The organism is Bradyrhizobium sp. F1.4.3 (assembly GCF_040548375.1).
Taxonomy (GTDB): Bacteria; Pseudomonadota; Alphaproteobacteria; order Rhizobiales; family Xanthobacteraceae; genus Bradyrhizobium.
The window spans coordinates 60462-86017 of record NZ_JBEPRN010000014.1; the positions used below are offsets into that span (position 1 = coordinate 60462).

A 25556-nucleotide genomic window follows, 5' to 3' on the forward strand; every position below is an offset into this window, starting at 1 on the left:
CCTACCCCTTCGCCCGCAACTCCCGTCGCAGCACCTTGCCCGTCGCCGTCATCGGCAGCGTCTCCGCGAACTCGACAAACCGCGGATATTCGTGGGCGGCGAGCTGCACCTTGACGAATTCCTGGATCTCGCGCGCGAGCGCGTCGCTTGGCGTAAAGCCCGGACGCAGCACGATCCAGGCCTTGATCGATTCCGTTCGGATCGGATCGGGAATGCCGACCACCGCGGCCATCGCCACCGACGGATGCTTCATCAGCGTGTGCTCGATCTCGGACGGGCCGACGCGATAACCGGCGGTGGTAATGACATCGTCCTCGCGGCTGACGTACCAGAAATAGCCGTCGTCATCCTGCACGCCGAGATCGCCGGTGAGCAGGAATTCGCCGGCATATTTCTTCGCCGTCGCCTCCGGATTGCGCCAGTATTCGATCATCGTGCACGGGCACGGCTGGCGCACGCCGATGATGCCGCGCTGTCCCCGCGGCCGCTCCTCGCCCTTGTCGTTGACAATGCGAACGTCAAAACCCGGCGTCGAGCGGCCCATCGAGCCGGGACGGATCGGAAACAGGTTGGAATTGCTGCCGATCACGAGATTGCACTCGGTCTGGCCGAACACCTCATGCGCATCGATGCCGAACGTCTCGCGCACCCAGCCGAGAAGCTCGCCGCCGAGCGATTCACCGCCAGTAAAAATGCTGCGCAGCTTGACGCCGGAATGCTTCACGCCGGCCTGCCGCATCAGCTTCAGCGCGGTCGGCGGCAGGAAGACGTTGCGGACGCCGAGGTCGGCCATCATCTGCATCGCCGCCTGCGGTTCGAATTTTCGCGCGCGGTGTCCGACCAGGGGGATGCCGTGATACCAGAACGCGAACAGGCCGTTGACGAGCCCGCCGATCCAGGCCCAGTCCGCCGGCGTCCACATAAGATCGCCGGGCCGCGGCAGGAAGTTGTGGCACATCTCGACATTCGGGAGATGGCCAAGCACGACGCGATGCGCATGCAACGCACCCTTGGGATTGCCGGTCGTGCCTGAGGTGTAGATGATCAGCGCGGGATCATCGGCGGACGTGTCGACCAGTGCAAAGTCATGCGATGCGGCCTTCACCGAATCCCAGAATGACTTCGTGCCCGCCGGCGCGCGTTCGCCGACCACATAGACGTTCTTCAGGTCCGGCAGGCGATCGCGGATCTTCGCGAGCTTTTCCCAGCCACCTTCGTCGGTGACGATCGCCTTGGCTTGCGAGTTCGACAGGCGGAATTCCAGTGCGTCCTCGCCGAACAAGGCAAACAGCGGGATCGAGATCATTGCCGATCGGAACGCCGCCATGTGCGCGATCGGCAGCTCCAGCGATTGCGACAGAAACACCGCAACGCGGTCGCCGCGGCCGAGCCCGTCCGCCTTCAGCACATTGGCGAAGCGGCGCGACATCTCCGCGACCTCGTCGAACGAGGTGCGCGTGGTGGCGCCGTTCTCGTCGACATAGACCAGCGCGAGGCGGCCGGTGCCATCGGCATGGCGGTCGCAGCAGGCCTCCGCCATATTGAAGCGCGCCGGGACGTCCCAGCGGAAGTTGCGGTAGAGCTCGTCGTAGGTTGCGGCTTCGGTGAGCATGGTCGTTTCCCGGCAGCGTCGTCATGGCGGGGCTCGTCCCGGCCATCCACGTTCTTGTTTAGCCCTGAGTTTAAGGGCGTGGATACCCGGGACAAGCCCGGGCATGACGATGCGGAGGCATCTTGCTCCCTAACAGCGCACCGTCCGGAAGAAATTCCTGACCTCACCGACATACAACTCGGGCTGCTCGAAGGCCGCGAAATGGCCACCCTTCTCCATCTCGCTCCAATGCGTGACGTTGTGGAAGTTCGGCTCCATCCAGCGCCTGACCGGCGTGATGATTTCCTTGGGGAACACGGCGACGCCGGTCGGGACCTTCACGAGGGGCGTGGTCCGGCGCTTGCCAAAACTTTCCCAGTAGAGCCGCGCGGACGACGTCGCGGTCTCGGTCACCCAATAGAGCATGACGTTGTCGAGCAGTTCGTCCTTCTCAAAGATGTTTTCGGGGTGGCCATTGCAATCGGTCCAGGCCCAGAATTTTTCCAGGATCCAGGCCGCCTGCCCGCTCGGCGAATCCGTCAGCGCGTAGCCGAGCGTCTGCGGCCGCGTCGATTGCTGTTTCGAATAGCCGGAGTCGAGATCGACATAATGCTTGAGGCCTGCGAGCGCGCGCTTCTCCTCCGGCGTCGGTTCACCACCCTCGACCTTCGGCGCCGCGTTGAAGGCGAGCGTGATGTGGATGCCGGCGCAATGCTCGCCGTCCTGCATGCCGAGCGAGCTTGTCACCGCCGAGCCCCAGTCGCCGCCCTGCGCACCGTAGCGCGCATATCCGAGCCGATCCATCAGCTTCGCCCAGGTCGTGGCGATGCGGTCGACACCCCAGCCGGTGGTCTTTGGCTTGGCGGAGAAGCCAAAGCCCGGCAAGGAAGGGCAGATCACGTGGAAGGCATCCGCGGGATTGCCGCCATGGGCGACAGGATCGACCAGCGGCGCGATCACCTTCTGGAATTCGACGATCGAACCGGGCCAGCCATGGGTGATGATCAGCGGCAGCGCGGATGGCTCCATCGAGCGCACATGCAGGAAGTGGATGTCGAGCCCGTCGATCTCGGTCGTGAACTGGTCGAAGCGGTTGAGCTTTGCCTCTCGCGCGCGCCAGTCGTAATCGTTCGCCCAGTAGGTGCAGATCTGCTGGATCCACTTCAGCGGCGCGCCCTGGCTCCAGTCATCGACCAGCTCCGCCTCCGGCCAGCGCGTGCGGGCGAGACGCGATTTGAGATCGGTCAGGATGTCGTCGCTGATAGCGATGCGAAACGGTTTAATCGCGCCGGTCATCGTTGCCTCCCTTGTCATTCCGGGGCGCGCGAAGCGCGAGCCCGGAATCCATTGATCAACGGATTCGGTGGCACGATGGATTCCGGGCTCGACGCTGACGCGTCGCCCCGGAATGACGACCTAACCCGTCAGCGCCGCCTTCACCAAACCAGAGGCCTTGCCGAAATCCATCTGGCCGGCGTACTTCGCCTTCAAGGCCGCGATCACCTTGCCCATATCCTTCATGCCGCTCGCGCCCGTCTCGGCGATGATCTCCGAGATCGCCTTCTTCACGTCGTCATCCGACATCTGCTTCGGCAGATACGCCGAGATCACCGCGATCTCCTCGCGCTCCTGCGCGGCGAGCTCGGCGCGGCCGCCCTTGTCGTAGAGCTCGACGGACTCCTGACGCTGCTTGATCATCTTCTGGAGCACGGCCAGCAGGTCGGCATCCGACAGCGGCGGCTTGCCGTTGCCGCGCGCCTCGATGTCGGCGTTCTTGATGGTCGAGTTGACCATGCGCAGCGTGGAAAGCTTGCGCTCTTCCTTGGCCTTCATGGCCTGCTTCACCGCATTGTTGATGTCGTCGCGCAACATGGCCGTAATCCTCTCAATCCATTGCGCCTGATCTAAGCCGTTTGCGGCAAAGAGGCCATACCGGCCCCGTCGCACTCCGGTTCATTGTTTCCGAAACGGCGCCGAAACGGCGCAAAAATTACCATTTCCAGCTTAAGTGCCTGGGACTACCTGTCAAATATGCAAAAACGCATGTGAATCCGCCCTCTCCCGCTTTGACGGCGGCGCTCGCGGCGACTATGAAGCGGGCTCATGACACATCATGATAACGATCCCGCCTGGCCGGACCACAAACCGACCGCGCTCCTCGTGCTCGCCGATGGCACGGTGCTCGAAGGCTTTGGTCTCGGCGCCGAAGGCCATGCCGTCGGTGAAGTCTGCTTCAACACCGCGATGACCGGCTATGAGGAGATCCTGACTGATCCCTCCTATGCCGGGCAGCTCATCACTTTCACCTTCCCGCATATCGGCAATGTCGGCACCAACGAGGACGACATCGAGACGGTGAACATGGCCGCGACGCCCGGCGCGCGCGGCGTGATCCTGCGTACCGCGATCACCGATCCTTCGAACTACCGCGCCACCAAGCACCTCGACCAGTGGCTGAAGGCGCGCGGCATCATCGGCCTCTCCGGCATCGACACCCGCGCGCTGACCGCGCTGATCCGCGACAAGGGCATGCCCAATGCCGTCATCGCGCACGCCAAGAACGGCGAGTTCGACCTGCATGGCCTCAAGGAAGAGGCGCGCGAATGGCCGGGGCTCGAGGGCATGGACCTCGTGCCGATGGTCACTTCCGGCCAGCGCTTCACCTGGGACGAAACGCCGTGGCTCTGGGAAAAGGGCTTTGGCCGGCAGGACAAGCCGGAGTTCAACGTCGTCGCCATCGACTACGGCATCAAGCGCAACATTTTGCGCCTGCTCGCCGGCGTCGGCTGCAAGGTGACGGTGGTGCCGGCGACGACGTCATCCGAAGACATTCTGGCGATGAAGCCGGACGGCGTGTTCCTGTCCAACGGCCCGGGCGATCCGGCCGCGACCGGAAAATATGCGGTGCCGGTGATCAAGGACGTGATCAAGTCGGGCACGCCAACGTTCGGCATCTGCCTCGGCCACCAGATGCTCGGCCTCGCCGTCGGCGCCAAGACCAGGAAGATGCATCAGGGCCATCACGGCGCCAATCATCCCGTGAAGGACGAGACCACCGGCAAGGTCGAGATCACCTCGATGAACCACGGCTTTGCGGTGGACGAGAACACATTGCCGAAGGGCGCGACGCAGACCCACATCTCGCTGTTCGACGGCTCCAATTGCGGCATCCAGCTCGACGGCAGGCCGGTGTTCTCGGTGCAGTACCATCCCGAGGCCTCACCGGGCCCGCGCGACTCGCACTACCTGTTCCAGCGGTTTGCCGACCTGATGCGGCAGAAGAAGAGCGCGTAAGGCGCGCTCTCGCGCCCCGGGCGCAGTGCAGCGCGCTACTCTTCGCGGCGTGATGCGCTGCTGAACCGGGGCCCACGGCTTCCGCACATTCTTGGTCCCGGCTCTGCGAAGCAGCGCTTCGCGCTGCATCGCGTCCGGGACCAAGAGGAACGCAATGCGGCTGGCGTCGGTTAATAAGCACGGTCCTTTCGGGAGCCCCGCCATGTCCGTCACCCGCGACAATGCCGAGCCGCGCGCCATCGTGTTCGAGGACGATGGACTCGTGCCGAACAACATCCTGCCGTTCCTCGTCTACCGGGGCGCGGTCAAGCTCGATCCAAAACATCCAGAGGAGACCATCGAACACCTGTTCGGCGCCAACGGCTGGGGCGGCACGTGGCGCAACGGCGTCTACGACTATCTGCACTATCATGCGACCGCGCATGAGGTGCTCGGCGTCGCACGCGGCGGCGCGCGGGTCCGCTTCGGCGGCGATCGCGGCCAGGAGCTGGAGATTGCGGCGGGCGACGTCGCGATCCTGCCGGCAGGCACGGGACACCAATGTATCAAGGCAAGCGGTGATTTCTGTGTGATCGGCGCCTATCCGCCGGGATCGAAGATGGAGATCACGCGGCCGACGCCGGAGAATCATGCCAAGGCGCTGAAGACGATTCCGAAGGTCGCGCTGCCGCCGGCCGATCCGGTGACGGGCAAGGACGGAGCGCTGATGCGTCTGTGGCGATAGTGAGTCACGAACCTGGCTGCACACTCCGCCGTCGTCCCGGCGAAGGCCGGGACGACGTTGTTGAAGCAGTCCGGCGAAAAACTACGCCTCGTTGCCGCCTTCCTGGCGGGTGGCTTCGAACAGGAACCAGGTGCGGCGCTCGGTCTCGTCGATAAAGTTTTCGAGGATGCTGGCGCTAGCGACGTCGCCGGCATCGTCGCAGACCTCGTGCGCCTTGCGCATCGCGCTCGCGACGTGCTTGTTGTCCTGCATCAGCTCACGCAGCATCTCGCGCGGCGGGACGTAGTCCTCGTTGTTGTCCTTGATGGTCTGGAGCTTGGCGACCTGCCCGATCGACTTCAGCGTCGTGCCGCCGATCTTGCGGACGCGCTCGGCGAGCTGGTCGGTGGTGGCAAAAATCTGGTCCGACTGCTCGTCGAGCAGCAGATGGTAGTCGCGGAAGTGCCGGCCGCTGATGTGCCAGTGGAAATTCTTGGTCTTGAGATAGAGCGCGAAGGCGTCGGCCAGCAGCACGTTGAGCGCCTCGGAAACCTTGTTGACGGCCTGGGGCTGCAGATCTGTGGGGGTGTCGAGGTCGGGCGAGACCTTGTTGTTGGTTTTGCTCACGGGATACCTTCCTGTTAGGACGCGGACATTGACGGCGCGCCGTCGCACCCCTAACGCAAGGCGGGCAGCGCCGGTTCCTCTGTCGGAACCGTTTGGCCGGGACCCTTCGGATACCATGGACGATTGGATCGATTATTACGACTCCACGCACACGATCTATGTCAGCAAGCTGCATCGCAATTTGCACTTCCAGATCATCGCGCGGGACATCATCGACTACATCACATCGCCCGAGGCGACCGTGCTGGATTATGCCTGCGGCGAGGCACTGTCGGCGAGCCAGGTGGCGGCGGCCTGCGGCAAGCTGATCCTGGCCGAGCCCGCACCGGGTGTGCGCGGCCGGCTGATCGCGCGGTTTGCCCCGAACACGAAGGTCCGCGTCCGCTCGCTCGACGACGTCCGCAAGATGCAGGACCAGTCCATCGACCTCGTCATCATGAATTCGGTCGCGCAATATATGACGGCGGAGGAGCTCGATGCCGCGCTCCGCAACATCCGGCGATTGTTGACTCCATCCGGCAAGCTGGTGCTCGGCGACATCCTCCAGCCCAATGTCGGCATGGGCCGGGACGTGATGGCGCTGCTCAGCTTCGGGCTTCGTCACGGCTTTTTGAAAGACGCGCTGGTCGGGTTGGTCAGCACGGCGCTGTCAGATTACCGTCATCTGCGCTCGCGGATCGGGCTTCAACGCTACAGCGAGGATGAGATCACCGCCAAGCTGAAGGCGGCGGGCTTCGCGGTGCAACGCGCCAACACCAATATCGGCCACAACCGCTGGCGCATGACCTTCATCGCCCGGCCGCCGTTAGTCCATTAAGCTTCCTGGGTCCGTTAAGTTCTTGGGTCCGTTAGGCTTAACAATTGGCTTAGGTGGCTTGTCTCACTCCGATCGGCAATGATCGCTGCGGCCCGGTGGCGGAAGCGTCCACGCGAGAGCAGTGCAATGCTCTTTATCCTGGTTCAAATCCAGGCCGGGTCTCCAGCCTTCGCAGCTGACGCTGCTTCGGCTCGGCAGGCCCTATCGTAGCGAAGGCTGCCGCGGCGAAGCCCGAAGGGCGAAGCCGGGCTCGGCTCGGCAGGCCCTCCAACAAAAATGTCTTCAACCCCCCTCTACCACATCACATTCGGACACAAGCTGAAGCCGGTCGGCGTCCTTGGCTGCGGAGCTGAGCACGGCGTCGAGCAGGCCGGGGAAGCGCGCCTCCAGATCCTCGCGGCGGAGCCGCATGAAGCGGTTGGTGCCGGCCACGCGCGTCAGCATCAGTCCGCATTCGCGCAGCTTGGCGAAGTGATAGGCGAGGTTGGATTTGCCGCTCAGCCCGTTGAAGTCGCCGCAGCGGAGCTCGCTGCTGACACGTTCCTGCTGGGCGAGCTGGTAGACGATCGCGAGCCGGATCGGATCGCTCAGGCAATCCAGAACCATCGGCAGCTCGATCTGCTCGCGGGTGGGGTGAAGAGGCGTGCGGCTCATGATCCGGAATCATAGCGACGCAACCGCAATGTTCAATAGTTCTTGAACCAATTGACACCGGAACCTTTGCGTTTGATAGTTCAATAAACATTGAACTAGGGATCATTTCCGATGAGCGTCTTCTGGCTGGCCCTAGCGGCCTTTGCGATCGGCACCGAAGGCTTTGTCATTGCGGGGCTTTTGCCGGCGATCGCCACTGACCTGTCAATTTCGATCTCAGCCGCGGGCCAATTGGTCACCGCCTACGCGCTCACCTATGCCGTGGGCTCGCCGATCCTTGCGGTGGCACTGAACAACATCGACCGCCGCACCGTGCTGGCCTTGGCGCTCACGACCTTCATCGCCGGAAACCTCGCTGCCATGGTGGCTTCTAGCTACGCCCTGCTGCTCGCTTCCCGAATGCTGATGGCACTTGGCTCCGGGCTGTGCATGCCGACGGCGCTCGCCGTGTCCGTGGCGGTTGCCTCGCCTGAACGGCGCGGGCGCGCGGTGGCGCTGGTCACTTCGGGCCTCACGGTTGCAACCGTGGTCGGCGTTCCCCTCGGCAATCTCGTCGGCAGCCTGTTCGGCTGGCGCGCGACCTTTGCCATGGTCGCCGTGATTAGCGCGGTGGCGCTCGCCGGCCTCCTGCTCGGCCTGCCCCGCGGCCTGCCGCGGAACACGGCCTCGCTCGCCGAACGGCTGGCGGTAGCGCGTCACAGCAGTATCTTGGTTGCGCTTCTCATCACGGTGCTCTGGGCGCTCGGCGGCTTCACCGTCTTCACTTATTTCGCAGTCCCGCTGCACGGCCTCGGCTTCGATGCTTCGCAAATCAGCGTTGCGCTGCTGGTGTTTGGCGCCGCCGCTGCGATCGGGAACATGTTCGGCGGCGTTTTGGCCGACCGGCTGGGCACGCTCGCCACCGCGGCCCTCGGGCTCGCCGGCATGGCCACCGCGCTGATTCTGCATTCGCTGGTCCTGAAATTAATGCCCGGCCAAGCGCATTACGCCGTGCTCGGCGCGATCTTCCTCTGGGGCATCTCGGGCTGGGCGTTCTATCCGGCGCAGGTCGCCAGCATGATCCGGATCGAGCCCCAGGCCTCGATGATCGCGCTCTCGCTCAATGCTTCCGCCATGTATTTGGGCTTCGCCATCGGCGGTGCCCTGGGCGGCGCGGTGCTAGCCACCCTCTCGCCAAACGACCTCGGCTGGATCGGCGGGACGAGCGTTACGGCCTCGCTTCTGGTGCATCTCGCCCGTGGTTGGCAGACGCGGCCAAAACCCGTCAAAATTGCTGGTTGATGGGCGTTTTTCGGGGTTTCGCCGCCCCGGAAACTGGTCTAAGACCCACCCGCGCGCGAGGGAGACCACCGCGCTCTCGACCACAGGGGACGCGCGGTAGCGCGCCCTTTTTTTGTGCCCAAATTCCACTTCGGCGAGAGTTGATGCCCAAACGTACAGACATCACCACCATCCTGATCATCGGCGCCGGTCCCATCGTGATCGGCCAGGCCTGCGAGTTCGACTATTCGGGCACGCAGGCGGTGAAGACGCTGAAGGAAGAGGGCTATCGCATCGTCCTCGTCAACTCCAACCCGGCCACCATCATGACCGACCCGGAATTGGCCGATGCGACCTATATCGAGCCGATCACGCCCGAGATCGTCGCCAAGATCATCGAGAAGGAACGCCACGTCATTCCCGGCGGCTTCGCGCTGCTGCCGACCATGGGGGGCCAGACCGCACTGAATTGCGCGCTGTCGCTGCGCCGGCAAGGCACGCTCGAGAAGTTCGACATCGAGATGATCGGCGCCACCGCGGATGCGATTGACAAGGCGGAGGACCGCCAGCTGTTCCGCGAGGCCATGACCAAGATCGGGCTTGAGACGCCGAAGTCGCGGCTCGCCAACGCCTCCGAGCTGAAGAAGTCCTTCCGCGACAAGTACCAGGCCGAACGCGCGAAAGCGTCCGGTGCGGCGCTCGAAGAGCTCGAGCGGCAATGGACTCTCGGCGAAAGCGACCGCCGCAAGCGCTACCAGGAATATGCGCTCGGCCAGGCGCTCATGGCGCTGTCCGAGATCGGCCTGCCCGCGATCATCCGTCCCTCCTTCACGATGGGCGGCACCGGCGGCGGCATTGCCTACAACAAGGAAGAATTCCTCGACATCATCGAGCGCGGTCTCGACGCCTCTCCCACCAACGAAGTGCTGATCGAAGAATCCGTGCTCGGCTGGAAAGAGTTCGAGATGGAGGTGGTGCGCGACAAGAAGGACAATTGCATCATCGTCTGCTCGATCGAGAACCTCGATCCGATGGGCGTGCACACCGGCGATTCCATCACGGTTGCGCCGGCGCTGACCTTGACCGACAAGGAATACCAGATCATGCGCGACGCCTCGCTGGCGGTGCTGCGCGAGATCGGCGTGGAGACCGGCGGCTCCAACGTGCAGTTCGGCGTCAATCCGGAAGACGGCCGCATGGTCGTCATCGAGATGAATCCGCGTGTTTCTCGTTCTTCGGCATTGGCTTCGAAGGCCACAGGCTTCCCGATCGCCAAGGTCGCGGCCAAGCTCGCGGTCGGCTACACGCTCGACGAAATCGCCAACGACATCACCGGCGGCGCCACGCCGGCCTCGTTCGAGCCGACTATCGACTACGTCGTCACCAAGGTGCCGCGTTTCGCCTTCGAGAAATTCCCGGGTGCCTCCACCACGCTGACGACGTCGATGAAGTCGGTCGGCGAGGTCATGGCGATCGGCCGCACCTTCCAGGAAAGCCTTCAGAAGGCGTTGCGCGGGCTCGAGACCGGGCTGACCGGCCTCGACGAGATCGAGATCGAAGGTCTCGGCCACGACGACGACAAGAACGCGATCCGCGCCGCGCTCGGCACGCCGACGCCGAACCGCATCCTTCAGGTCGCCCAGGCCATGCGGCTCGGCTGGTCGAACGAAGACATCTTCAATTCCTGCAAGATCGATCCGTGGTTCCTCAGCGAGATGCGCGGCATCGTCGACATGGAAGAGAAGGTCCGCAAGAACGGCCTGCCGGGCAACGCCTTCGGCATGCGCTCGCTCAAGACCATGGGCTTCTCGGACGCGCGGCTCGCGGTGCTCGTGGCGACAACCGAGGCCGAGGTGACCGCCAAGCGCCACGCGCTCGGCGTCCGTCCCGTCTACAAGCGCATCGACACCTGCGCGGCCGAATTCGCCTCGCCGACCGCCTACATGTATTCGACCTATGAGGCGCCGTTCGCGGGCGCGCCGGCGGACGAGAGCGCACCGTCGGACAAGAAGAAGGTCATCATCCTCGGCGGTGGCCCGAACCGCATCGGCCAGGGCATCGAGTTCGACTATTGCTGCTGTCACGCCTGCTTCGCGCTGCATGATGCCGGCTACGAATCCATCATGGTCAACTGCAACCCGGAGACGGTGTCGACCGATTACGACACCGCCGACCGGCTCTATTTCGAGCCGCTCACTGCCGAGGACGTGCTGGAGATCATCGCGAAGGAGCGCACCAACGGCACGCTGCACGGCGTAATCGTGCAGTTCGGCGGCCAGACCCCGCTGAAGCTGGCGCGCGCGCTCGAAGCCGCCGAGGTGCCGATCCTCGGCACCTCGCCCGATGCGATCGATCTCGCCGAGGACCGCGACCGCTTCAAGCGCGTCCTCGACAAGCTGCGTCTCAAGCAGCCGAGGAACGGCATCGCCTATTCGGTCGAGCAGGCCCGCCTGGTCGCAACCGATCTCGGTCTGCCGCTGGTGGTGCGTCCTTCCTACGTGCTCGGCGGCCGCGCCATGCAGATCATCCGCGAGGAGAACCAGCTCGGCGATTATTTGCTCGGTACGCTGCCGGAGCTGGTGCCGGCCGACGTCAAGGCGCGCTACCCGAACGACAAGACCGGGCAGATCAACACCGTGCTCGGCAAGAACCCGCTGCTGTTCGACCGCTATCTGTCCGACGCGACCGAGATCGACGTCGACTGCCTCTGCGACGGCAAGGACACTTTCATCGTCGGCATCATGGAACACATCGAGGAAGCCGGCATCCATTCCGGCGACTCCGCCTGCTCGCTGCCGCCGCACTCGCTCGATGCCAGGATGATCGAGGAGCTGGAGCGGCAGACGCGCGAGCTGGCGCTCGGCCTCGACGTCGTCGGCCTGATGAACGTGCAGTACGCGATCAAGGACGGCGATATCTATGTGCTCGAAGTCAACCCGCGCGCCTCGCGCACGGTGCCCTTCGTCGCCAAGGTGGTCGGTACGCCGGTCGCAAAGATTGCCGCGCGCATTATGGCCGGCGAGAAACTCGCCGACTTCAAGCTGAAGAAAGCAGACTTCAAGCATGTCGGCGTGAAGGAATCGGTGTTTCCGTTCGCCCGCTTCCCCGGCGTCGACACCGTACTCGGCCCGGAGATGCGCTCGACCGGCGAGGTCATGGGCATCGACCGCTCCTTCGCGGTGGCGTTCGCCAAGAGCCAGCTCGGTGGCGGCACGCGGGTGCCGCGCAAGGGGACCGTGTTCGTGTCGGTGCGCGAGAGTGACAAGACGCGCATTGCCGACGCCGTGCGCGAGTTGCATTCGCTCGGCTTCAAGGTGCTGGCGACATCGGGCACGCAGCGCTTTCTCGCCGATCAGGGCATCCCGACCGAGAAGGTGAACAAGGTGCTGGAGGGGCGGCCGCATATCGTCGACGCCATCACCAATGGCGACGTCCAGCTCGTCTTCAACACCACTGAAGGCCCGCAGGCGCTCGCCGACAGCCGCTCGCTGCGGCGCGCGGCCCTCTTGCATAAAGTGCCGTATTACACCACTCTTTCCGGGGCCGTGGCGGCCGCGCAGGGCATCAGGGCCTATCTGGGCGGGGACCTTGAGGTTCGTACCCTGCAGAGCTACTTTTCAGACACCTGATCATTAGCGGCGGCAAAGCCTCCGCTAAGTGATTGGCGATGAAGCCACAATGGCCGGAGGAACTGTCCGGTCGGGTGGCAGTTCTGTTCCGTTGCCAAGCCCATATCTGTCAATGTCCGGTGGCCCATGTGTCGAGCCTCCGGAGAGACCGACGAATCAAGGTTGCGGGCGCCCATCCGCGTATTGGGGCGCTCGATCGAAGGACGAGAGAGAAGATGGAAAAGGTTCCGATGACCGCGGGCGGCTTTGCCGCGCTCGGGGAAGAATTGAAGAAGCGCCAGTCCGAAGACCGTCCGCGCATCATCGAGCATATCGCGGAAGCGCGCTCGCACGGCGACCTGTCGGAAAACGCGGAATATCACGCCGCGAAAGAAGAGCAGTCCCACAATGAAGGCCGCATTGCCGAGCTCGAGGACAAGCTCGCGCGCGCCGACATCATCGATATCTCGAAGCTGTCCGGCGACACCATCAAGTTCGGCGCCACCGTGACGCTGGTGGATGAGGACACCGAGAAGAAGGCGGTGTGGCAGATCGTCGGCGAGGTCGAGGCCGACGCCAAGAAGGGCCGCATTTCCATCACCTCGCCGCTCGCGCGCGCGCTGATCGGCAAGAAGAAAGGCTCAACCGTCGAGGTCAACGCACCCGGCGGCGCCAAAGCGTATGAGATCACCAAGGTGGAGTGGCGGTAGGGATTTGCCGTCGCGCGTGACGATGTTTTGAAAGGGCCGCGCAATCCGCGCGGCCTTTCTGTTGCTCCGTGTTGCTGTTATGAGGCGGGGTGCGCCCTCACCGCTCGTCATTGCGCAGCGAAGCAATGCAGACTGTCACCACGGAACGATTCTGGATTGCTTCGCTGCGCTCGCAATGACGGGAAGGCGACAGCAAAGCCTTTGGTGTCGTGTCCAGGACAAGCTGCAACGCGTCAGCGTTGCGGCGCGGAGCCGGGATCCAGGGTCGCCGCGCGATCCGCTGCTGCATGGGCCCCGGCTCTGCAGCGCACCGCTGCGCTGCGTCCGGGGCGCAAGATCGGAACAATGGGGAGAAGATGCAGCGAGCTACCTTCGCCCCTTCACATCGAGCGGCACCGCCGCCTCGTATTTGGAATTGTGCAGCACCAGCGAGGTCCGCACGTTGCGTACGTGGGGGGCTGCGGTCAGGTGCGTGACGAAATCCTGGAACGTCGCCATGTCGGGCGCGACGCATTTCAGGATGAAGTCGACCTCTCCCGACAGCATCCAGCATTCCCGAACCAGCGGCTCGGCGCGGACGAACTCCTCGAAGGCGCGCAAATCCGCTTCGGCCTGGCTGGACAGGTGCACGGCGGCAAACACCGTGACGTCGAAGCCGAGCTTCCGCGCGTCCAGGAGGCCGCGATAGCCCTGGATATAGCCCTCCTCCTCCAGCGCCCGGACGCGGCGCAGGCAGGGCGGGGGCGAAATACCGACCCGTTTGGCCAGCTCAACATTGGTGATTCGACCGTCGGCCTGGATCTCGGCGAGAATTTTGAAGTCGATCTCGTCTAGGTTCCGCGACACGTGATTGGAACTCCTGGCCTTACGGCGGTATCGGGTGGGTCTGTCGCAATCCTCATAGCCCAGTCTGAGTCAAATGAGCAATTTTATTGCGCGTGCAGCGCAATCGACTTTTGTTCCTTGTTGGAAAAATCCGCCGCCAGGGAATGCAATTCTTGCATAGCTCACCAGAAGGCTTAGATTAGCTCTGATATTTCAGCGCCTCCGCGAGGCCTCCCGGCACGTTCCGCGCCCGCGCTGCAAATCCCCCGTGAAAGGCGTCCGTGAATATGTCCGCCCCTGTCCATGCAAAGGTCGTCATCATTGGCTCCGGCCCCGCCGGCTACACGGCGGCGATCTACGCTGCCCGCGCAATGCTCGAGCCGATCCTGATCCAGGGCATCCAGCCGGGCGGCCAGCTCACCATCACCACCGACGTCGAGAACTACCCGGGCTTCGCCGACGTCATCCAGGGCCCATGGCTGATGGAACAGATGGAGAAGCAGGCGCTGCACGTGGGCACCCAGATCAAGACCGATCTGGTGATCAAGCTCGACACCTCGCTGCGGCCGTTCCGCCTCACCTGCGACTCTGGTGACGTCTATCTCGCCGAATCCGTGATTCTCGCCACCGGCGCCCAGGCGCGCTGGCTGGGGATCTCCTCCGAGGAGACCTTCAAGGGTTTTGGCGTCTCGGCCTGCGCCACCTGCGACGGCTTCTTCTACCGCGGCAAGGACGTGATCGTGGTCGGCGGCGGCAACACCGCGGTCGAGGAGGCGCTGTTCCTGACCAATTTCGCCTCGCAGGTCACGGTGGTTCACCGCCGCGACCATTTCCGCGCCGAGCGCATCCTCCAGGACCGCCTGTTCAAGCATCCCAAGATCAAAGTGGTCTGGGAAAGCGCCATCGACGAGATCTGCGGCGAGGCCAACCCGGGCAAGGTCACCCATGTCCGCCTCAAGAACGTCAGGAGCGGCGCGCTGACCGAGCTGAAGGCCGACGGCGTCTTCATCGCCATCGGACACGCGCCCGCGACCGAGCTCGTGAAGGACCAGGTCAAGCTCAAACCGTCGGGCTATGTCGAGGTCGCCCCGAACTCGACCGCCACCTCGATGCCCGGCCTGTTCGCCGCCGGCGACGTCGCCGACGAGACCTATCGCCAGGCCGTGACGGCCGCAGGCCTCGGCTGCATGGCCGCGCTCGAGGCCGAACGCTTCTTGGCCCTGCGCGCCAGCGAGCGCGCGGCAGCGGAATAACGATCATGGCTCGAACACGCGACGGATTTACGGATATGGACTGGGACAAGCTGAAGGTGTTTCACGCGGCGGCGGAAGCGGGCAGCTTCACGCATGCGGGCGAGCAGCTCGGCCTCTCGCAATCGGCGGTCTCTCGCCAGGTCTCGGCGCTGGAGCAGGAGCTCTCGGTCTCGCTGTTCCATCGCCACGCCCGCGGCCTGATCCTCACCGAGCAGGGCGACCTCTTGTTCCGCACCGCGCATGACGTTTTCATGCAGCTCCAGGCGGCGCGCGCGAAACTGACCGACAGCCGCGAGCGGCCGAGCGGCGATCTCAAGATCACCACCACGCCCGGCGTCGGCATCAACTGGCTGATCCCGCGGCTCGGCGAATTCACTGCGCTCTATCCGGAGATCCGGATCTCGCTGATCGTCACCGACGAGGAGCTGGATCTGTCGATGCGCGAGGCCGACGTCGCGATCCGCACCCGCAAGCCGACGCAGCCGGATCTGATCCAGCGCAAGCTCTTCGCGATGGGCTTCCACGCCTATTGCTCGCCGGACTACATCAAGCGCTTCGGCACGCCGCGTACGCTGGAGGAGCTCGACTCCCACCGCATCATCACGCTCTCCGACGGCAACTTCGCGCCGCATCTTCAGAACCGCAACTGGCTGGTCGAAGCCGGCCGCAACGGCAGCGGTCCGCGCGAGGCCTATTTCAGGGTGAACAACATCCTCGGCCTCGTGCGCGCCTGTCAGCAGGGCCTCGGCATCGCAGCACTTCCGGATTACCTGATCGAAGAACAGAGCCGCCTCGTGCAACTGTTCGGCGAATCGGATTCGATTCAGCTCGATACGTATTTCGTCTATCCGGAAGAGTTGAAGACGGTCGCACGCGTGCAGGTGTTCCGCGACTTCGTGGTGAGCAAGGCGCAGCGCTGGCCGTCCTGATTTCCGCATGTCTGACATGCGGCTTGGACGGTTGCTGCATGGCGCGAGGCAAGCCCATAATGTTTCCACGCTGAGCCTTCGCGTTGCGCATTTGTCCCCCTCCTCCAGTGGCGCGGGAGTTCAGTAATCCCTCTTGGAAGGTGATTGTGTCGGCCTCACGTGGCCAATACCTTAAGCCGGGCTCGTTCGAGCCCGGCTTTTTTTCATGCAATTCGGCATTCGCCTTCCGCGTGTATTGACAGTTCCACGCATACCCCGCATCATTTGCCAATGATCACGAAGTCGTGCGCAATCGTCTGGAAAAAAGGCCCCCATTCGGGGACCTCGGATTTTTGCGCGCGCTAAACGAACTTCGTCATCGCTGCAAATCCCGAAAACCCCGCCGCCTGGACGGGGTTTTTTCATGTGCCCTCCGTCTCAGGTTTTTTCCCGAGAAGGAGAAGGAACATGACTGACCTACGAACGCATATGCACGGGCTCTGGCTGCCGCTGGTGACGCCGTTTCGTGACGGCCGTCTCGATGAGACGTCGCTGCGGCGGCTGACGCGGCACTACGCCGGAGAGGCCGTCGACGGCTTCATCCTGGGGGCCACCTCCGGCGAAGGCATGACGCTGCGGGATGCCGAGCTCGAACGCCTCGTCGCCATCGTGCGCGACGAGATGGCAGCCGGCCGCCGTACCATTCCGATCTGCCTCGGCCTGTCCGGCGCCGACACGTCGCGGCTGAAGGACCGTCTCGACGAGACCGCGGACTGGCCGATCGATGGCTATCTGATCGCGAGCCCCTATTATTTGCGGCCATCGCAGCGCGGACTGCTGGCGCATTTCGAAGCGCTCGCCGATCACGCCGCCTGGCCACTGGCGCTCTACAACATTCCCTATCGCTGCGCGGTCAACATCACCAACCAGACCATGCTGCGGCTTGCCGAGCATCCCAACATCGTCGGATTGAAGGATTGCGGCGCGAACCGCGAGCAATCGATCGCGCTGCTGCGCGACCGGCCGAAGGGCTTTCGCATGCTCACCGGCGAGGACGCCAATTACTTTGAGGCGCTCACTGACGGCGCCGACGGCGGCATCCTGCTCTCCGCCCACATCGAGACCGCAATCTTTGCCGCCGTTCACACTGAAGTGAAGCGCGGCAATCACGAAGCGGCGCTGGCGCGCTGGCGCGAGGTCACTGAGCTGACGCGCCTGTTGTTCGCCGAGCCGAGCCCGGCGCCGGCGAAGTACTGGCTGTGGCGAACGGGCCTGATCGACAGTCCCGAAGTGCGCCTGCCGATGGTGGAAGTGAGCAGCGAGCTCGCAGCCCAACTCGATCGCGAGATCGAGCGGCGCATGCAGGTCGCGGCATAGACCATGTCCCCGCCATCTCGCGCAGCTTGCGACTCCTCAAACGAGGCTGCCGGCGTTCGCGCCAGCAGCCCTGGACTCCGCTGGTGGACCCGCATCCTCGGGGCCGCATGGCAATGCCTGTCAGGAACGGACCGGTACAAATGGGTCGACAAATGTCCGCTCTCCGAGAGGCTGCGCCGCGACATCGGCCTGACGAAGGACGTCATGACATCGGTGTGGGACCAGATTGACGAGATCCGGCGGAAGCATGGTGGATGGGTAGCGGCGTAGATCCTGTTACCCTCCCCTGGAGGGGGAGGGTCGGCGCGCGATCGAGCGAAGCGAGACGCGTGACGGGGTGGGGTGATCTCTCAACTCGGGCAGTACGCAAAGTGGAGAGGCTGTCACCCCACCCCGCTTCACATCTCGCTGCGCTCGCTGTGAATCGACCCTCCCCCTCCAGGGGAGGGTAAGAAGCACGTGGTTAACCGCGCGCGAACGGCCTTCGCAGCCGCCGCATGGAGCATCCACGGCTCGTTTACGCAATGGCGCCTATCGTTCCGCTGCAAAGTCTTCAAACAGGGGGAATAACCATGGGGCAACGCAGTCGTCCGACGGCGGCAGACATCTTCGCGTCCGCTGATCTCTTGCAGGGAATTCTGGTGGTGTCGTCGTTCGGCTTCTGGGCCGTGATGCTCGGCCTGATGCCGGTGCTGCTGTTTCGCGTCTGGCTCGCCTGACACTCACCCCGCGCGGATGGTTAATCCGCGGGTCACACCTGTGTTCAAATGCCAGCGGAGTTGCGACCGGGAACTTAAAACATCTCGCGCGACACTTGAGCCCATAAGCGAAGAAATCGCGGGGGCGTTTGTGAATAGTCAGAATGATATGGCGTCGCATTACGACGCCGGGCAGCAGAGCTTTACCACCGGGGACATTCTCTGGACCGTCGGCATCTGGTCGGTGATCCTGACGCTGACGCCGGTGATCGTGTTCTACATGCTGATGGTGGCGTAGAGCGCGATCGTCATCCCCAAAAACGCAAAACGCGCGGACGTCCGCGCGTTTTTCGTCCGGGGAAATGAATGATGAAATTATGCCGCCTGCTTGTGCATTGCGCCGGAAGCCGACGCCGTGCCGCGAATAGCCTTCACTGAACGCTCGATCGCTGCCCACAGCCTTGCAATTTCCTGAGCCGCACGGCTCTCGGACTGATATTCCTGCGCGCCTTCGCCGTGGCTCAACGCCATCAGCAAATCCGAACGGTTGGTGATCTGGCCGCCCCACACCGGTGCACGGAATTTGGCGAGCGCTTCGCGGGCGATGGCGACGATCGGGCTTTCCACATCGTCGCGACGGGCCGGCGCACCGTTGAGCACGACCGCGTAGGGCTTGCGCGCCGCGCGGCACATCTGGATGGTTTCCTGCACCGCGTTGACGTCGAACACGCCGGGACGCGCCGGAATGATCACCATCGTCGCGTTCCTGATCGCGTCATCGACGACGGCCGACAGGTTCGGCGGCGTGTCGATCAACACCCATTCATATCCATCGCGCTTGGCAGCGGAGACGATGCCGCTGACAGAGTTCACCGCAGACTTGATCGGCGGCTCGTTGGTGCCACGCAGCTTGTGCCACAGCGTGAGCGATCCTTGCGGATCCGCATCGACGAGCAGAATAGGCTTAGTCGCCTTGATCTGCGCGGCGAGATGTGCGGCCAGGGTACTCTTGCCCGAGCCGCCTTTACGCGATGCAAAAACAATAACGTTCATACCTCTGGCCTCCAGATTGACCCCAGGCCATGAAAATGAATCACCGCGCTGATTCGTGAAAGAAAAATTTATCAGGAGTTGCGTCACAGCCACGAAATAACAAGGCGTGTTGGCTTTTGAGTCACACTGCTTCGCGCGACGACGGACACAAACCGTCGCGAAGCGCCCTTCACACGGGTAATCGTGCGTTTTTTGAGCAACGACGAGGGAAAAAGCGGAATGCAACCTCGCCGCGCAAAACATTTCGCGACTCTTTCCCATCGGATGCAAGCGCAATTGCAGCAGGCGTGCGCGCTATCAGGCGAACAAAAGGAGTCCAGTGGCTGTCGCGTGGCTGGTGCCTGAGTCATTTTGACGCGAGGGGGAGGTGCAAGACGCTGCAGGCCTGCCGCGAAGGAGCGCGCGAGGCAGCGCTCAGGCGTCTTCGGGCTTTTTCTTCCTGGTCGCCCTCGGCTTGGTGCTCTTCCTGGCCACGTGAGGCTTGATGTTGGTCGGCTGGCTGGCGCGCATCTCACTTGGCTCCGGTCCCTGCCGGAAGAACGGCCGGCACTGCGGCGAGAGCTGCGCCTTCTTCTGGATCATGCAGGCGGTGATGGCGTCGACGTTCGGAACGAACTCGCCGCACAGCCGCATCGCATCCGGCGTGCAGGCCTGCTGCTCCTCCGGCGTGTAGGCAAAGCCTGCACCCGGCTGGATCAGCACGGCCAGGGCAACCCCCGACACGGCAGCAATCAAGGACTTCTGGAAACGGAACGCCGGCATGATCCCCCCAAATGTCGAACAGGGAGGATAGTGGGTGAACGCCTGTTCGTTGGCAACCGAGGGGGGATGCGAAAACCGGGAGCTGTGCGGTCTCGGCAACAGCCGATCCAACCCGGCACGACTCCAGGCGTAATACAGCTAACCCTTTGGCGGACCTGGCGAGATCGGGTTCGGCCCAAGGCTTCGGCGACCGTCCGACAAAAAACGCGAAAACAACCCCATGCACAGTAGCCAAGCCCAGGCGGCGCCTTGCGGATTTTACGAAGCCCTTTTGACTCGTCGGGCAAAACAGGGGCATGATGCCATCATCGAGAGCGCGTGGGGTTGTCGGCCTATATCCCCGTGAGGGGAGGACCGCATGGCCACCGTGTTGATCGTCGCGCCGGTGTTTGCGCTGATCGCGGCCGGCTATGCGGCGGTGATGTTTCGCTTCGTCTCCGAGACCGCACACAAGGGCATCTCCGAATTCGCCTTCAGCATCGCCATTCCCGCTTTGCTGTTCCGCACCATCGTGGTGTCGGAATTCCCCGATGTCAGCCCCTACAGGATGTGGGGCGCCTATTACGGGGCACTGGCCATCACCTGGATCGCGGCGCTGGCAATCTCGGCCTTGTTGCGCGCGCGGCGCGAGGACCGCGAGGACGGCGTCGTGTTCGCGATCGGCTCGGTCTACGGCAACATCGTGATGCTCGGCATTCCGCTGACGCTCTCGGCGCTGGGCAACGAGGCCGCGGGGCCGATGGCGCTGATCCTGTCGGTGAACACGCCGCTGCTCTGGCTCTGCGGCATCCTGCAGATGGAATTGGTCAGCCGCAAGCAGACCGGCTCGGCCCTGTCGGTGATCCGGCCCGTGCTCGCTGATCTCGCGCGCAATCCGCTGATGCTGGCGATCGGCTTCGGCGTCGTCTGGCGCTTCACCGGGCTTGGCCTCAATCCCGTCGTCGACAGGACGATTGAGCTATTGGCGCAGGCGGGTTCACCGGCAGCACTGATCGCGCTCGGCATCAATCTGTTCCGGTTCGAGGTCAAGGGCGAGACGTCGACCGTCGTCGTGATGAGCGCTCTGAAACTGCTGGCGATGCCGGCGGTGGCGTTCGTGCTGGTGCAACTGTTGAACCTGCCGCCGCTAGCAGCCGGCGTGGTCGTGCTGTTCGCGGCGATGCCGACCGGCGCGAACGCCTACATTTTCGCAGTGCAGTATCAGCGTCTGGTGAACCCGGTATCGGGGGCGGTGGCGCTGGGCACGCTGCTGGCTGCGGTGACGTTGCCGGTGGTGGTGCTGATGGTGGCGGGGATCAGGTAGTTCCGTCCTTTGTCCGAACAGCCGGCCCCTTATGCCTGCGATCGGAGCCCCCAGAACGCGATCAGCAGAAGCGCCGCCGCCCCGATCCCGAGCAATACGAGAATTGCTTCCAGCATGACGAATCAAGCCCGACCGTTTGCACACGAACATACACACGGCTGGGCTCCTGTCATCAAGGCGGCTCTTGACGGTGAAAGGGCCCGCCCGGCGCAGCCGTCTCTCGCATACGCAAAAACCCCCGGCGCGCAAACGCCGGGGGTGTTCTCAAAGCAATCAATTGGTCTAAGCAATGGCTCGCCTATAACAGACAATGCCGGTTGCGCTTGTGAAGTAGTTCACAGATAGCAACAGAAAATCCCGCTAGCTTGAACGGAAGCGCTGCGGCCAGCGCCGGCATTTCTTGTTTCTGTCATCTAAGTTCGCCAGAATTACAGGGCCGGGATTTAAAGCCCCGGCCAGGGGAATACCGGCGTCGCGGGGCGAAGATATTCCGCTCCGGAGACGTCTTGGAATGTTGCCTCGGGACCGCCTCACCCCGTGAAGCAAAAAGGAATGAATTAGTACCCGTCAAAGGAAGACGATGATGATTGACGATCAGTTGGCGCGTGCGCATCGCAACAATATCCGACGCTATCGCCACTTATTGCAAACGAGCCTGACAGAGTTCGAGCGCCAGTTTGTCGAAAGACGCTTGAACGAAGAGCAATCGAAGCTGGAGATATTGCTCGGCTCGCTTTCATGCGAAGCACACCGCGACCGATCACGAGGCCCGGACAGTCGCTCGGCCTAGGCGCTTGGAGCGCTTGCGTTGGTTGGTGCGACAGTAGGCCCGCCAGCGTGCCCGGCGCGAACGCGTATATCTTTGCGGTTCAGTACAAGCGGCTGGTGAACCCGGTGTCGGGAGCGGTGGCGCTGGGCACGCTGCTGGCGGCGGTGACGTTGCCGGTGGTGGTGATGGTGGTGGCAAGAGTGAAGTAGCGCTCACGCCGACAGCCGATGAACCATCGGCTTAAGCAGCCCAGTCCACAATCGCGTCAATGAAAGTCTGAGCCTGGCGGATCGCGTCCAACCGCGTCGCACAGACACCGACCGACACTGTCCGGCCCTTTCCCACAGTCCACTTCCAACCGGAAGGGTAGCTCATTTCAACGATCGAGAAGCTTACGCCGCGATGTTCCACGGAGGACCTCCGCTAACATGTTGCTGTGTCCATAGCCTATTCCAAATGCTGAATATGGTCCAGCCAGAGACAGCCGCAGACCTGCTGTCGGCTGGCGCTCTCGGAAAGCTCGAAACAACCCCAACGAGATCGGGCATGGACGCTAACTCCGTTCATTGACCGTCGTCGTGGCGTGCGCGCTCAAACTGCCGGCAATGCCGACCGGCGCAGCGAGCGGGCGACATGGGCGACCGCGCCCGACAGACCGACGAAATTGAAGATCCGCCAGTGCCTCACACCCAAATGCCGTGATCGATCTGATCCAGCATCTCTTCGACGACCCGCGCCCCCGCCTCCGTCGCGGAGGTAAGCGAGCGGCGCCTCACCGCGCAAAGCCTTCTTGGACTTGCGCAACCAGCTATGTGCCTTCGCGGTATCGCCGAACACGTTGACGGCCAGGCGATCGACCTGCGCCACCCGCACGGCTTTGCTGCCCTCTTCGATCGTCAATACTCGTCCTCCGACAGCAAACAAGGTGACTGAAAAGCATATCTGAAGATCCTTCAAGTGCCCTATGACAAATCGATGCTGGACCACTTGAGCACTTGAAGTTAAGTGCACTGTCACCGTAATTCCAAGTTAAGTGCACTGTCACCGTAATTCCGTAATTCCGGGGGCTGGACGGGGCGGAAAACCAGGCTCAGCGGCGAGACGACCGTACCGAGCCCCTGACATCCGATGTCTTGACGAGCACGGCATCGGGCGCCTCGATCGGGCCATTTAGATATTTCGCCCGCGCCATCTGCTCGATCTTCGACCGGTTTCTGAGGAAAGCCTGCACCCTGTCCTTGTCGAGCCCGTCGGTCCCAAAGTGGTCGTCGAGCGCCTCTCGGCTGATCGCGCAGGCCACCGGCCGGCCAAGTGCTCGTCCTGCGAATGCAACGACGTCCCGGCTGAAGTCGTAACGTGGAGGGGCGCTGTCGAATTCCAGATCAATGCCCGGAATCAGAGACCGCACGGCACCGACCGTGCTCAGCGTCAGGTCACGGGCGACGCTCTCGACCTCTCTCAGTCCTTCTTCGAGCAGCTGGCGCCATGTTGGACCACGCTCGCGTGCTTCGTCCCAGGCTTCCTTCAAATCGTGCGGCCTCAGCTCGGAAAGTGCCCGCAACAACGCTTCGGCCTGCTGAATGTCCTTATCGCGCTTGGCCACCCCCTCTCGTCGGCGCCGTGAAACGATGAGCTTGTGGATCGCAAAGCGTGCCGGCGCGGGAACGTGAACGGATACGCCGGCGCCGTGCAGTATCACGGCCGGCTCGGGATCGTGGATCAGATAATCCAGGAAACGAAGCGGCTGCGCGTCGGTTTGCAGGGCAGGCAAAGCCTGAGGCTCACCCGTCTCCCGACCGGTGTTGGGGGTGAGGAAATCAACTCGCACTCCGCCCTTTGCCGCGTAGCTCGTCACACGCCTTCCATCCACGACGTGCGGCACCGCTCGGAAGGTCGTGTCGACGCCCTTCAAGATCTCGAGAACCGGAGGCGTGCTGTCTCCAACTGCGACGGAGGCATTCTTGAATTGAGCAATGTCGATGTCGCCCGTTTGCAGCAGAGCGCCGGGAAGCCGTACGCCAAGCATTCCGGGGTAAGCCTGAAATGCAACGGTGCCGACCAGCACGCCGCGGAGTCGAAAGACCCCCGCGTTGGCCAAGGCAGCGAGAACGTTGCCGATGTCCGGAATGGGGCGCGGCAAACCGAAGGATCTGACGAGTGTCGATACGAGCGCGCGCCTTTCTTTGATGTCGTCACGATGCTCCTTGTGACGCGCGATCCGATCCAGCAATTCGGGAGTTTCCGGGCCGACATATCTCTGGCTCCGATTTTCGCCCGCGCCCGTTTGAAAGTACCAGTACCTTCGCGCCTTCACCGTCTTGGCGATGAACGAACCATCTTCCGCGAACGCACTGTCAAACGCTGCATTGGTGCAGCGGTCCAACAGTTCGGCGTAGGTGGTTTGCAGGACCAGCTTAGGGGGTGCCACGGCTTCTTACCGGAGTTATACTCATTTCGCAGATTGAGTATAACATATCTTTGGCCGGTCCCAAGTGGTTATACGCAGTTGGCGAAACGATGATAACGCGGACGCCATGGGCGGGCGGCCACCAGTCCGTTTCGTAATGCCGGGCTAAATCATTGCCATCGCTGGTACAGTTGGGTGGGCTCGAACCACCGACCTCCTGTTCCACAGACAGGCGCTCTAACCAACTGAGCTACAACTGCATCCTTGCGAGCCGCCTCTGGGGGCGCCCTGAGCGGGCCGTACCAAGGGGGGCTGGACGGGGCGGAAACTAGGTGCAACGGCCGTTTTTGGCAAGGCCGCAATCCCTTCGAATCGCCCCTCAGACGAGGTTATTTCCAAAGCAAAACCCGGGCCCTGCGGCCCGGGTTTCTTAATCAAATCAAGGCCGGTCGCTCAGGCGGCGGGCGGGTAAAGCTTCGCGGCGCTGGCCTTGATCGGCTCGGCGGTCGCAGTTGCAACCCGCTGGGTGATCTCGGCAAGCTCCTTGGCCTGGGCCTGGAAGGTCTCGAGCTGCTGGCGGCCATGGCTGGTCCACAGCGCGAACGCATCCGATGGCGACTTCACGCCAAGCAGCTCCTGGGCGAAGTCCAGATGGGCTGTGGTGTTGGCCTTCATGAATTCCATCAGCTTGGCGGTGTACTCGCTCGCGCCCTTGCTGGCGGAGGTGAACACGGCCTCGATGGTGCCGTTCTGGCTTTCGGCGGCGTCCTTGAACTTGGCATAGCTCTCGCGGGCCTGCGAAACGCCCTTTTCGGCGAACGCACGCACCTGCTCGGGAACCTCGAACGGAATGATGGAGGCAGAGAATGGATCAGTCGCAGCTGTCATGGTTGTCCCTCACGATAATGAAAAATTGAGTGAGCCCTCCGGCGCCCGC

General features: G+C 63.1%; 26 protein-coding genes and 2 tRNA genes. 15 read left to right on the top strand and 13 right to left on the bottom strand.

Annotation, left to right across the window (positions count from 1 at the left end; all coding sequences use genetic code 11):
- Position 1: 1 nt before the first annotated feature.
- The 3 genes from ABIB73_RS28190 to ABIB73_RS28200 form a co-directional block, all read right to left on the bottom strand.
- Positions 2–1612, bottom strand: a complete 1611-nt coding sequence (locus ABIB73_RS28190) for an acyl-CoA synthetase (RefSeq protein WP_354229300.1) — start codon at positions 1610–1612, stop codon at positions 2–4.
- Between the two features lie 129 nt (positions 1613–1741).
- Positions 1742–2887: an epoxide hydrolase family protein gene (locus ABIB73_RS28195; protein WP_354229302.1), complete on the bottom strand. Its 1146-nt coding sequence runs from the start codon at positions 2885–2887 to the stop codon at positions 1742–1744.
- A gap of 120 nt (positions 2888–3007) precedes the next feature.
- Entirely contained in the window at positions 3008–3463 is a 456-nt protein-coding gene (locus ABIB73_RS28200) for a GatB/YqeY domain-containing protein (protein WP_354229304.1), read from the bottom strand.
- A gap of 231 nt (positions 3464–3694) precedes the next feature.
- On the opposite strand from ABIB73_RS28200, the gene carA reads away from it, so the two are divergent.
- Complete coding sequence (gene carA, locus ABIB73_RS28205) at positions 3695–4885, top strand: glutamine-hydrolyzing carbamoyl-phosphate synthase small subunit (RefSeq protein ID WP_354229306.1); 1191 nt, start codon at positions 3695–3697, stop codon at positions 4883–4885.
- Positions 4886–5087: 202 nt separating this feature from the next.
- Positions 5088–5609: a hypothetical protein gene (locus ABIB73_RS28210; RefSeq protein WP_354229307.1), complete on the top strand. Its 522-nt coding sequence runs from the start codon at positions 5088–5090 to the stop codon at positions 5607–5609.
- Positions 5610–5690: 81 nt separating this feature from the next.
- Here the strand turns inward: ABIB73_RS28210 and ABIB73_RS28215 are convergent, their stop codons facing one another.
- Positions 5691–6215 (bottom strand): Dps family protein, encoded by a 525-nt coding sequence (locus ABIB73_RS28215; RefSeq protein ID WP_354229309.1) that lies wholly within the window; start codon positions 6213–6215, stop codon positions 5691–5693.
- A 115-nt stretch (positions 6216–6330) separates the two neighbouring features.
- Between ABIB73_RS28215 and ABIB73_RS28220 the strand changes: the two genes are divergently transcribed.
- A complete protein-coding gene (locus ABIB73_RS28220) occupies positions 6331–7032 on the top strand; it encodes a class I SAM-dependent methyltransferase (protein ID WP_354229311.1) in 702 nt (233 codons plus the stop codon).
- Positions 7033–7121: 89 nt separating this feature from the next.
- Positions 7122–7197: transfer RNA gene (locus ABIB73_RS28225), tRNA-OTHER, on the top strand.
- Positions 7198–7314: 117 nt separating this feature from the next.
- Here ABIB73_RS28225 and ABIB73_RS28230 read toward each other — a convergent pair.
- Complete coding sequence (locus ABIB73_RS28230) at positions 7315–7686, bottom strand: ArsR/SmtB family transcription factor (protein WP_354229313.1); 372 nt, start codon at positions 7684–7686, stop codon at positions 7315–7317.
- Between the two features lie 111 nt (positions 7687–7797).
- Between ABIB73_RS28230 and ABIB73_RS28235 the strand changes: the two genes are divergently transcribed.
- The 3 genes from ABIB73_RS28235 (at position 7798) to greA (ending at position 13264) form a co-directional block, all read left to right on the top strand.
- Positions 7798–8967, top strand: coding sequence for an MFS transporter (locus ABIB73_RS28235; protein ID WP_354229315.1), 1170 nt, complete (start codon positions 7798–7800; stop codon positions 8965–8967).
- A 143-nt stretch (positions 8968–9110) separates the two neighbouring features.
- Positions 9111–12575, top strand: coding sequence for a carbamoyl-phosphate synthase large subunit (gene carB, locus ABIB73_RS28240; protein WP_354229316.1), 3465 nt, complete (start codon positions 9111–9113; stop codon positions 12573–12575).
- Positions 12576–12790: 215 nt separating this feature from the next.
- Positions 12791–13264: a transcription elongation factor GreA gene (gene greA, locus ABIB73_RS28245; protein WP_027534300.1), complete on the top strand. Its 474-nt coding sequence runs from the start codon at positions 12791–12793 to the stop codon at positions 13262–13264.
- 97 nt (positions 13265–13361) lie between these two features.
- On the opposite strand, the gene ABIB73_RS28250 is transcribed toward greA, so the two are convergent.
- Together ABIB73_RS28250 and ABIB73_RS28255 are read right to left on the bottom strand one after the other, a co-directional pair.
- Positions 13362–13553 (bottom strand): hypothetical protein, encoded by a 192-nt coding sequence (locus ABIB73_RS28250; RefSeq protein WP_354229318.1) that lies wholly within the window; start codon positions 13551–13553, stop codon positions 13362–13364.
- 77 nt (positions 13554–13630) lie between these two features.
- Positions 13631–14110, bottom strand: a complete 480-nt coding sequence (locus tag ABIB73_RS28255; RefSeq protein ID WP_045003640.1) for an Lrp/AsnC family transcriptional regulator — start codon at positions 14108–14110, stop codon at positions 13631–13633.
- A 266-nt stretch (positions 14111–14376) separates the two neighbouring features.
- Here ABIB73_RS28255 and trxB point away from each other — a divergent pair, with 266 nt between their 5' ends.
- The 5 genes from trxB (at position 14377) to ABIB73_RS28280 (ending at position 18623) form a co-directional block, all read left to right on the top strand.
- Positions 14377–15342 (top strand): thioredoxin-disulfide reductase, encoded by a 966-nt coding sequence (gene trxB / locus ABIB73_RS28260; RefSeq protein WP_354229320.1) that lies wholly within the window; start codon positions 14377–14379, stop codon positions 15340–15342.
- 5 nt (positions 15343–15347) lie between these two features.
- Complete coding sequence (locus ABIB73_RS28265) at positions 15348–16271, top strand: LysR family transcriptional regulator (protein ID WP_007614700.1); 924 nt, start codon at positions 15348–15350, stop codon at positions 16269–16271.
- 447 nt (positions 16272–16718) lie between these two features.
- On the top strand, positions 16719–17627 hold the full coding sequence (locus ABIB73_RS28270; RefSeq protein WP_354229322.1) for a 4-hydroxy-tetrahydrodipicolinate synthase family protein: 909 nt from the start codon (positions 16719–16721) through the stop codon (positions 17625–17627).
- A gap of 572 nt (positions 17628–18199) precedes the next feature.
- On the top strand, positions 18200–18346 hold the full coding sequence (locus tag ABIB73_RS28275) for a hypothetical protein (RefSeq protein WP_354229324.1): 147 nt from the start codon (positions 18200–18202) through the stop codon (positions 18344–18346).
- A 130-nt stretch (positions 18347–18476) separates the two neighbouring features.
- Positions 18477–18623, top strand: a complete 147-nt coding sequence (locus tag ABIB73_RS28280; RefSeq protein WP_354229326.1) for a hypothetical protein — start codon at positions 18477–18479, stop codon at positions 18621–18623.
- A gap of 77 nt (positions 18624–18700) precedes the next feature.
- Here the strand turns inward: ABIB73_RS28280 and ABIB73_RS28285 are convergent, their stop codons facing one another.
- Positions 18701–19378: an AAA family ATPase gene (locus ABIB73_RS28285; protein ID WP_354229552.1), complete on the bottom strand. Its 678-nt coding sequence runs from the start codon at positions 19376–19378 to the stop codon at positions 18701–18703.
- A 414-nt stretch (positions 19379–19792) separates the two neighbouring features.
- Positions 19793–20140, bottom strand: coding sequence for a hypothetical protein (locus tag ABIB73_RS28290; RefSeq protein WP_354229328.1), 348 nt, complete (start codon positions 20138–20140; stop codon positions 19793–19795).
- Positions 20141–20498: 358 nt separating this feature from the next.
- Here ABIB73_RS28290 and ABIB73_RS28295 point away from each other — a divergent pair, with 358 nt between their 5' ends.
- The 3 genes from ABIB73_RS28295 to ABIB73_RS28305 all read left to right on the top strand — a co-directional run bounded on the left by ABIB73_RS28295 (position 20499) and on the right by ABIB73_RS28305 (position 22421).
- Positions 20499–21443 carry an AEC family transporter gene (locus ABIB73_RS28295; RefSeq protein ID WP_354229330.1) on the top strand — a complete coding sequence of 315 codons (945 nt, stop codon included), beginning with the start codon at positions 20499–20501 and terminating at the stop codon, positions 21441–21443.
- Between the two features lie 583 nt (positions 21444–22026).
- Positions 22027–22233: a hypothetical protein gene (locus ABIB73_RS28300; protein ID WP_354229332.1), complete on the top strand. Its 207-nt coding sequence runs from the start codon at positions 22027–22029 to the stop codon at positions 22231–22233.
- 47 nt (positions 22234–22280) lie between these two features.
- Positions 22281–22421, top strand: coding sequence for a hypothetical protein (locus ABIB73_RS28305; RefSeq protein WP_354229334.1), 141 nt, complete (start codon positions 22281–22283; stop codon positions 22419–22421).
- A 382-nt stretch (positions 22422–22803) separates the two neighbouring features.
- Here ABIB73_RS28305 and ABIB73_RS28310 read toward each other — a convergent pair whose 3' ends face one another.
- From ABIB73_RS28310 to ABIB73_RS28325, 4 genes are all read right to left on the bottom strand, one after another.
- On the bottom strand, positions 22804–23112 hold the full coding sequence (locus ABIB73_RS28310) for an antitoxin Xre/MbcA/ParS toxin-binding domain-containing protein (RefSeq protein ID WP_354229336.1): 309 nt from the start codon (positions 23110–23112) through the stop codon (positions 22804–22806).
- 190 nt (positions 23113–23302) lie between these two features.
- Positions 23303–24640 carry a GSU2403 family nucleotidyltransferase fold protein gene (locus ABIB73_RS28315; RefSeq protein WP_354229338.1) on the bottom strand — a complete coding sequence of 446 codons (1338 nt, stop codon included), beginning with the start codon at positions 24638–24640 and terminating at the stop codon, positions 23303–23305.
- 162 nt (positions 24641–24802) lie between these two features.
- Positions 24803–24879: transfer RNA gene (locus tag ABIB73_RS28320), tRNA-His, on the bottom strand.
- Between the two features lie 193 nt (positions 24880–25072).
- Positions 25073–25507, bottom strand: coding sequence for a phasin (locus tag ABIB73_RS28325; protein ID WP_354229340.1), 435 nt, complete (start codon positions 25505–25507; stop codon positions 25073–25075).
- Positions 25508–25556: the final 49 nt, after the last annotated feature.

Coding starts and splice junctions, on each gene's coding strand:
- ABIB73_RS28190 (WP_354229300.1), bottom strand. CDS start 1,612: ATGCTCACCGAAGCCGCAACCTACGACGAGCTCTACCGCAACTTCCGC.
- ABIB73_RS28195 (WP_354229302.1), bottom strand. CDS start 2,887: ATGACCGGCGCGATTAAACCGTTTCGCATCGCTATCAGCGACGACATC.
- ABIB73_RS28200 (WP_354229304.1), bottom strand. CDS start 3,463: ATGTTGCGCGACGACATCAACAATGCGGTGAAGCAGGCCATGAAGGCC.
- carA (WP_354229306.1), top strand. CDS start 3,695: ATGACACATCATGATAACGATCCCGCCTGGCCGGACCACAAACCGACC.
- ABIB73_RS28210 (WP_354229307.1), top strand. CDS start 5,088: ATGTCCGTCACCCGCGACAATGCCGAGCCGCGCGCCATCGTGTTCGAG.
- ABIB73_RS28220 (WP_354229311.1), top strand. CDS start 6,331: ATGGACGATTGGATCGATTATTACGACTCCACGCACACGATCTATGTC.
- ABIB73_RS28230 (WP_354229313.1), bottom strand. CDS start 7,686: ATGAGCCGCACGCCTCTTCACCCCACCCGCGAGCAGATCGAGCTGCCG.
- ABIB73_RS28235 (WP_354229315.1), top strand. CDS start 7,798: ATGAGCGTCTTCTGGCTGGCCCTAGCGGCCTTTGCGATCGGCACCGAA.
- carB (WP_354229316.1), top strand. CDS start 9,111: ATGCCCAAACGTACAGACATCACCACCATCCTGATCATCGGCGCCGGT.
- greA (WP_027534300.1), top strand. CDS start 12,791: ATGGAAAAGGTTCCGATGACCGCGGGCGGCTTTGCCGCGCTCGGGGAA.
- ABIB73_RS28250 (WP_354229318.1), bottom strand. CDS start 13,553: ATGCAGCAGCGGATCGCGCGGCGACCCTGGATCCCGGCTCCGCGCCGC.
- trxB (WP_354229320.1), top strand. CDS start 14,377: ATGTCCGCCCCTGTCCATGCAAAGGTCGTCATCATTGGCTCCGGCCCC.
- ABIB73_RS28265 (WP_007614700.1), top strand. CDS start 15,348: ATGGCTCGAACACGCGACGGATTTACGGATATGGACTGGGACAAGCTG.
- ABIB73_RS28270 (WP_354229322.1), top strand. CDS start 16,719: ATGACTGACCTACGAACGCATATGCACGGGCTCTGGCTGCCGCTGGTG.
- ABIB73_RS28275 (WP_354229324.1), top strand. CDS start 18,200: ATGGGGCAACGCAGTCGTCCGACGGCGGCAGACATCTTCGCGTCCGCT.
- ABIB73_RS28285 (WP_354229552.1), bottom strand. CDS start 19,378: ATGAACGTTATTGTTTTTGCATCGCGTAAAGGCGGCTCGGGCAAGAGT.
- ABIB73_RS28290 (WP_354229328.1), bottom strand. CDS start 20,140: ATGCCGGCGTTCCGTTTCCAGAAGTCCTTGATTGCTGCCGTGTCGGGG.
- ABIB73_RS28295 (WP_354229330.1), top strand. CDS start 20,499: ATGGCCACCGTGTTGATCGTCGCGCCGGTGTTTGCGCTGATCGCGGCC.
- ABIB73_RS28300 (WP_354229332.1), top strand. CDS start 22,027: ATGATTGACGATCAGTTGGCGCGTGCGCATCGCAACAATATCCGACGC.
- ABIB73_RS28325 (WP_354229340.1), bottom strand. CDS start 25,507: ATGACAGCTGCGACTGATCCATTCTCTGCCTCCATCATTCCGTTCGAG.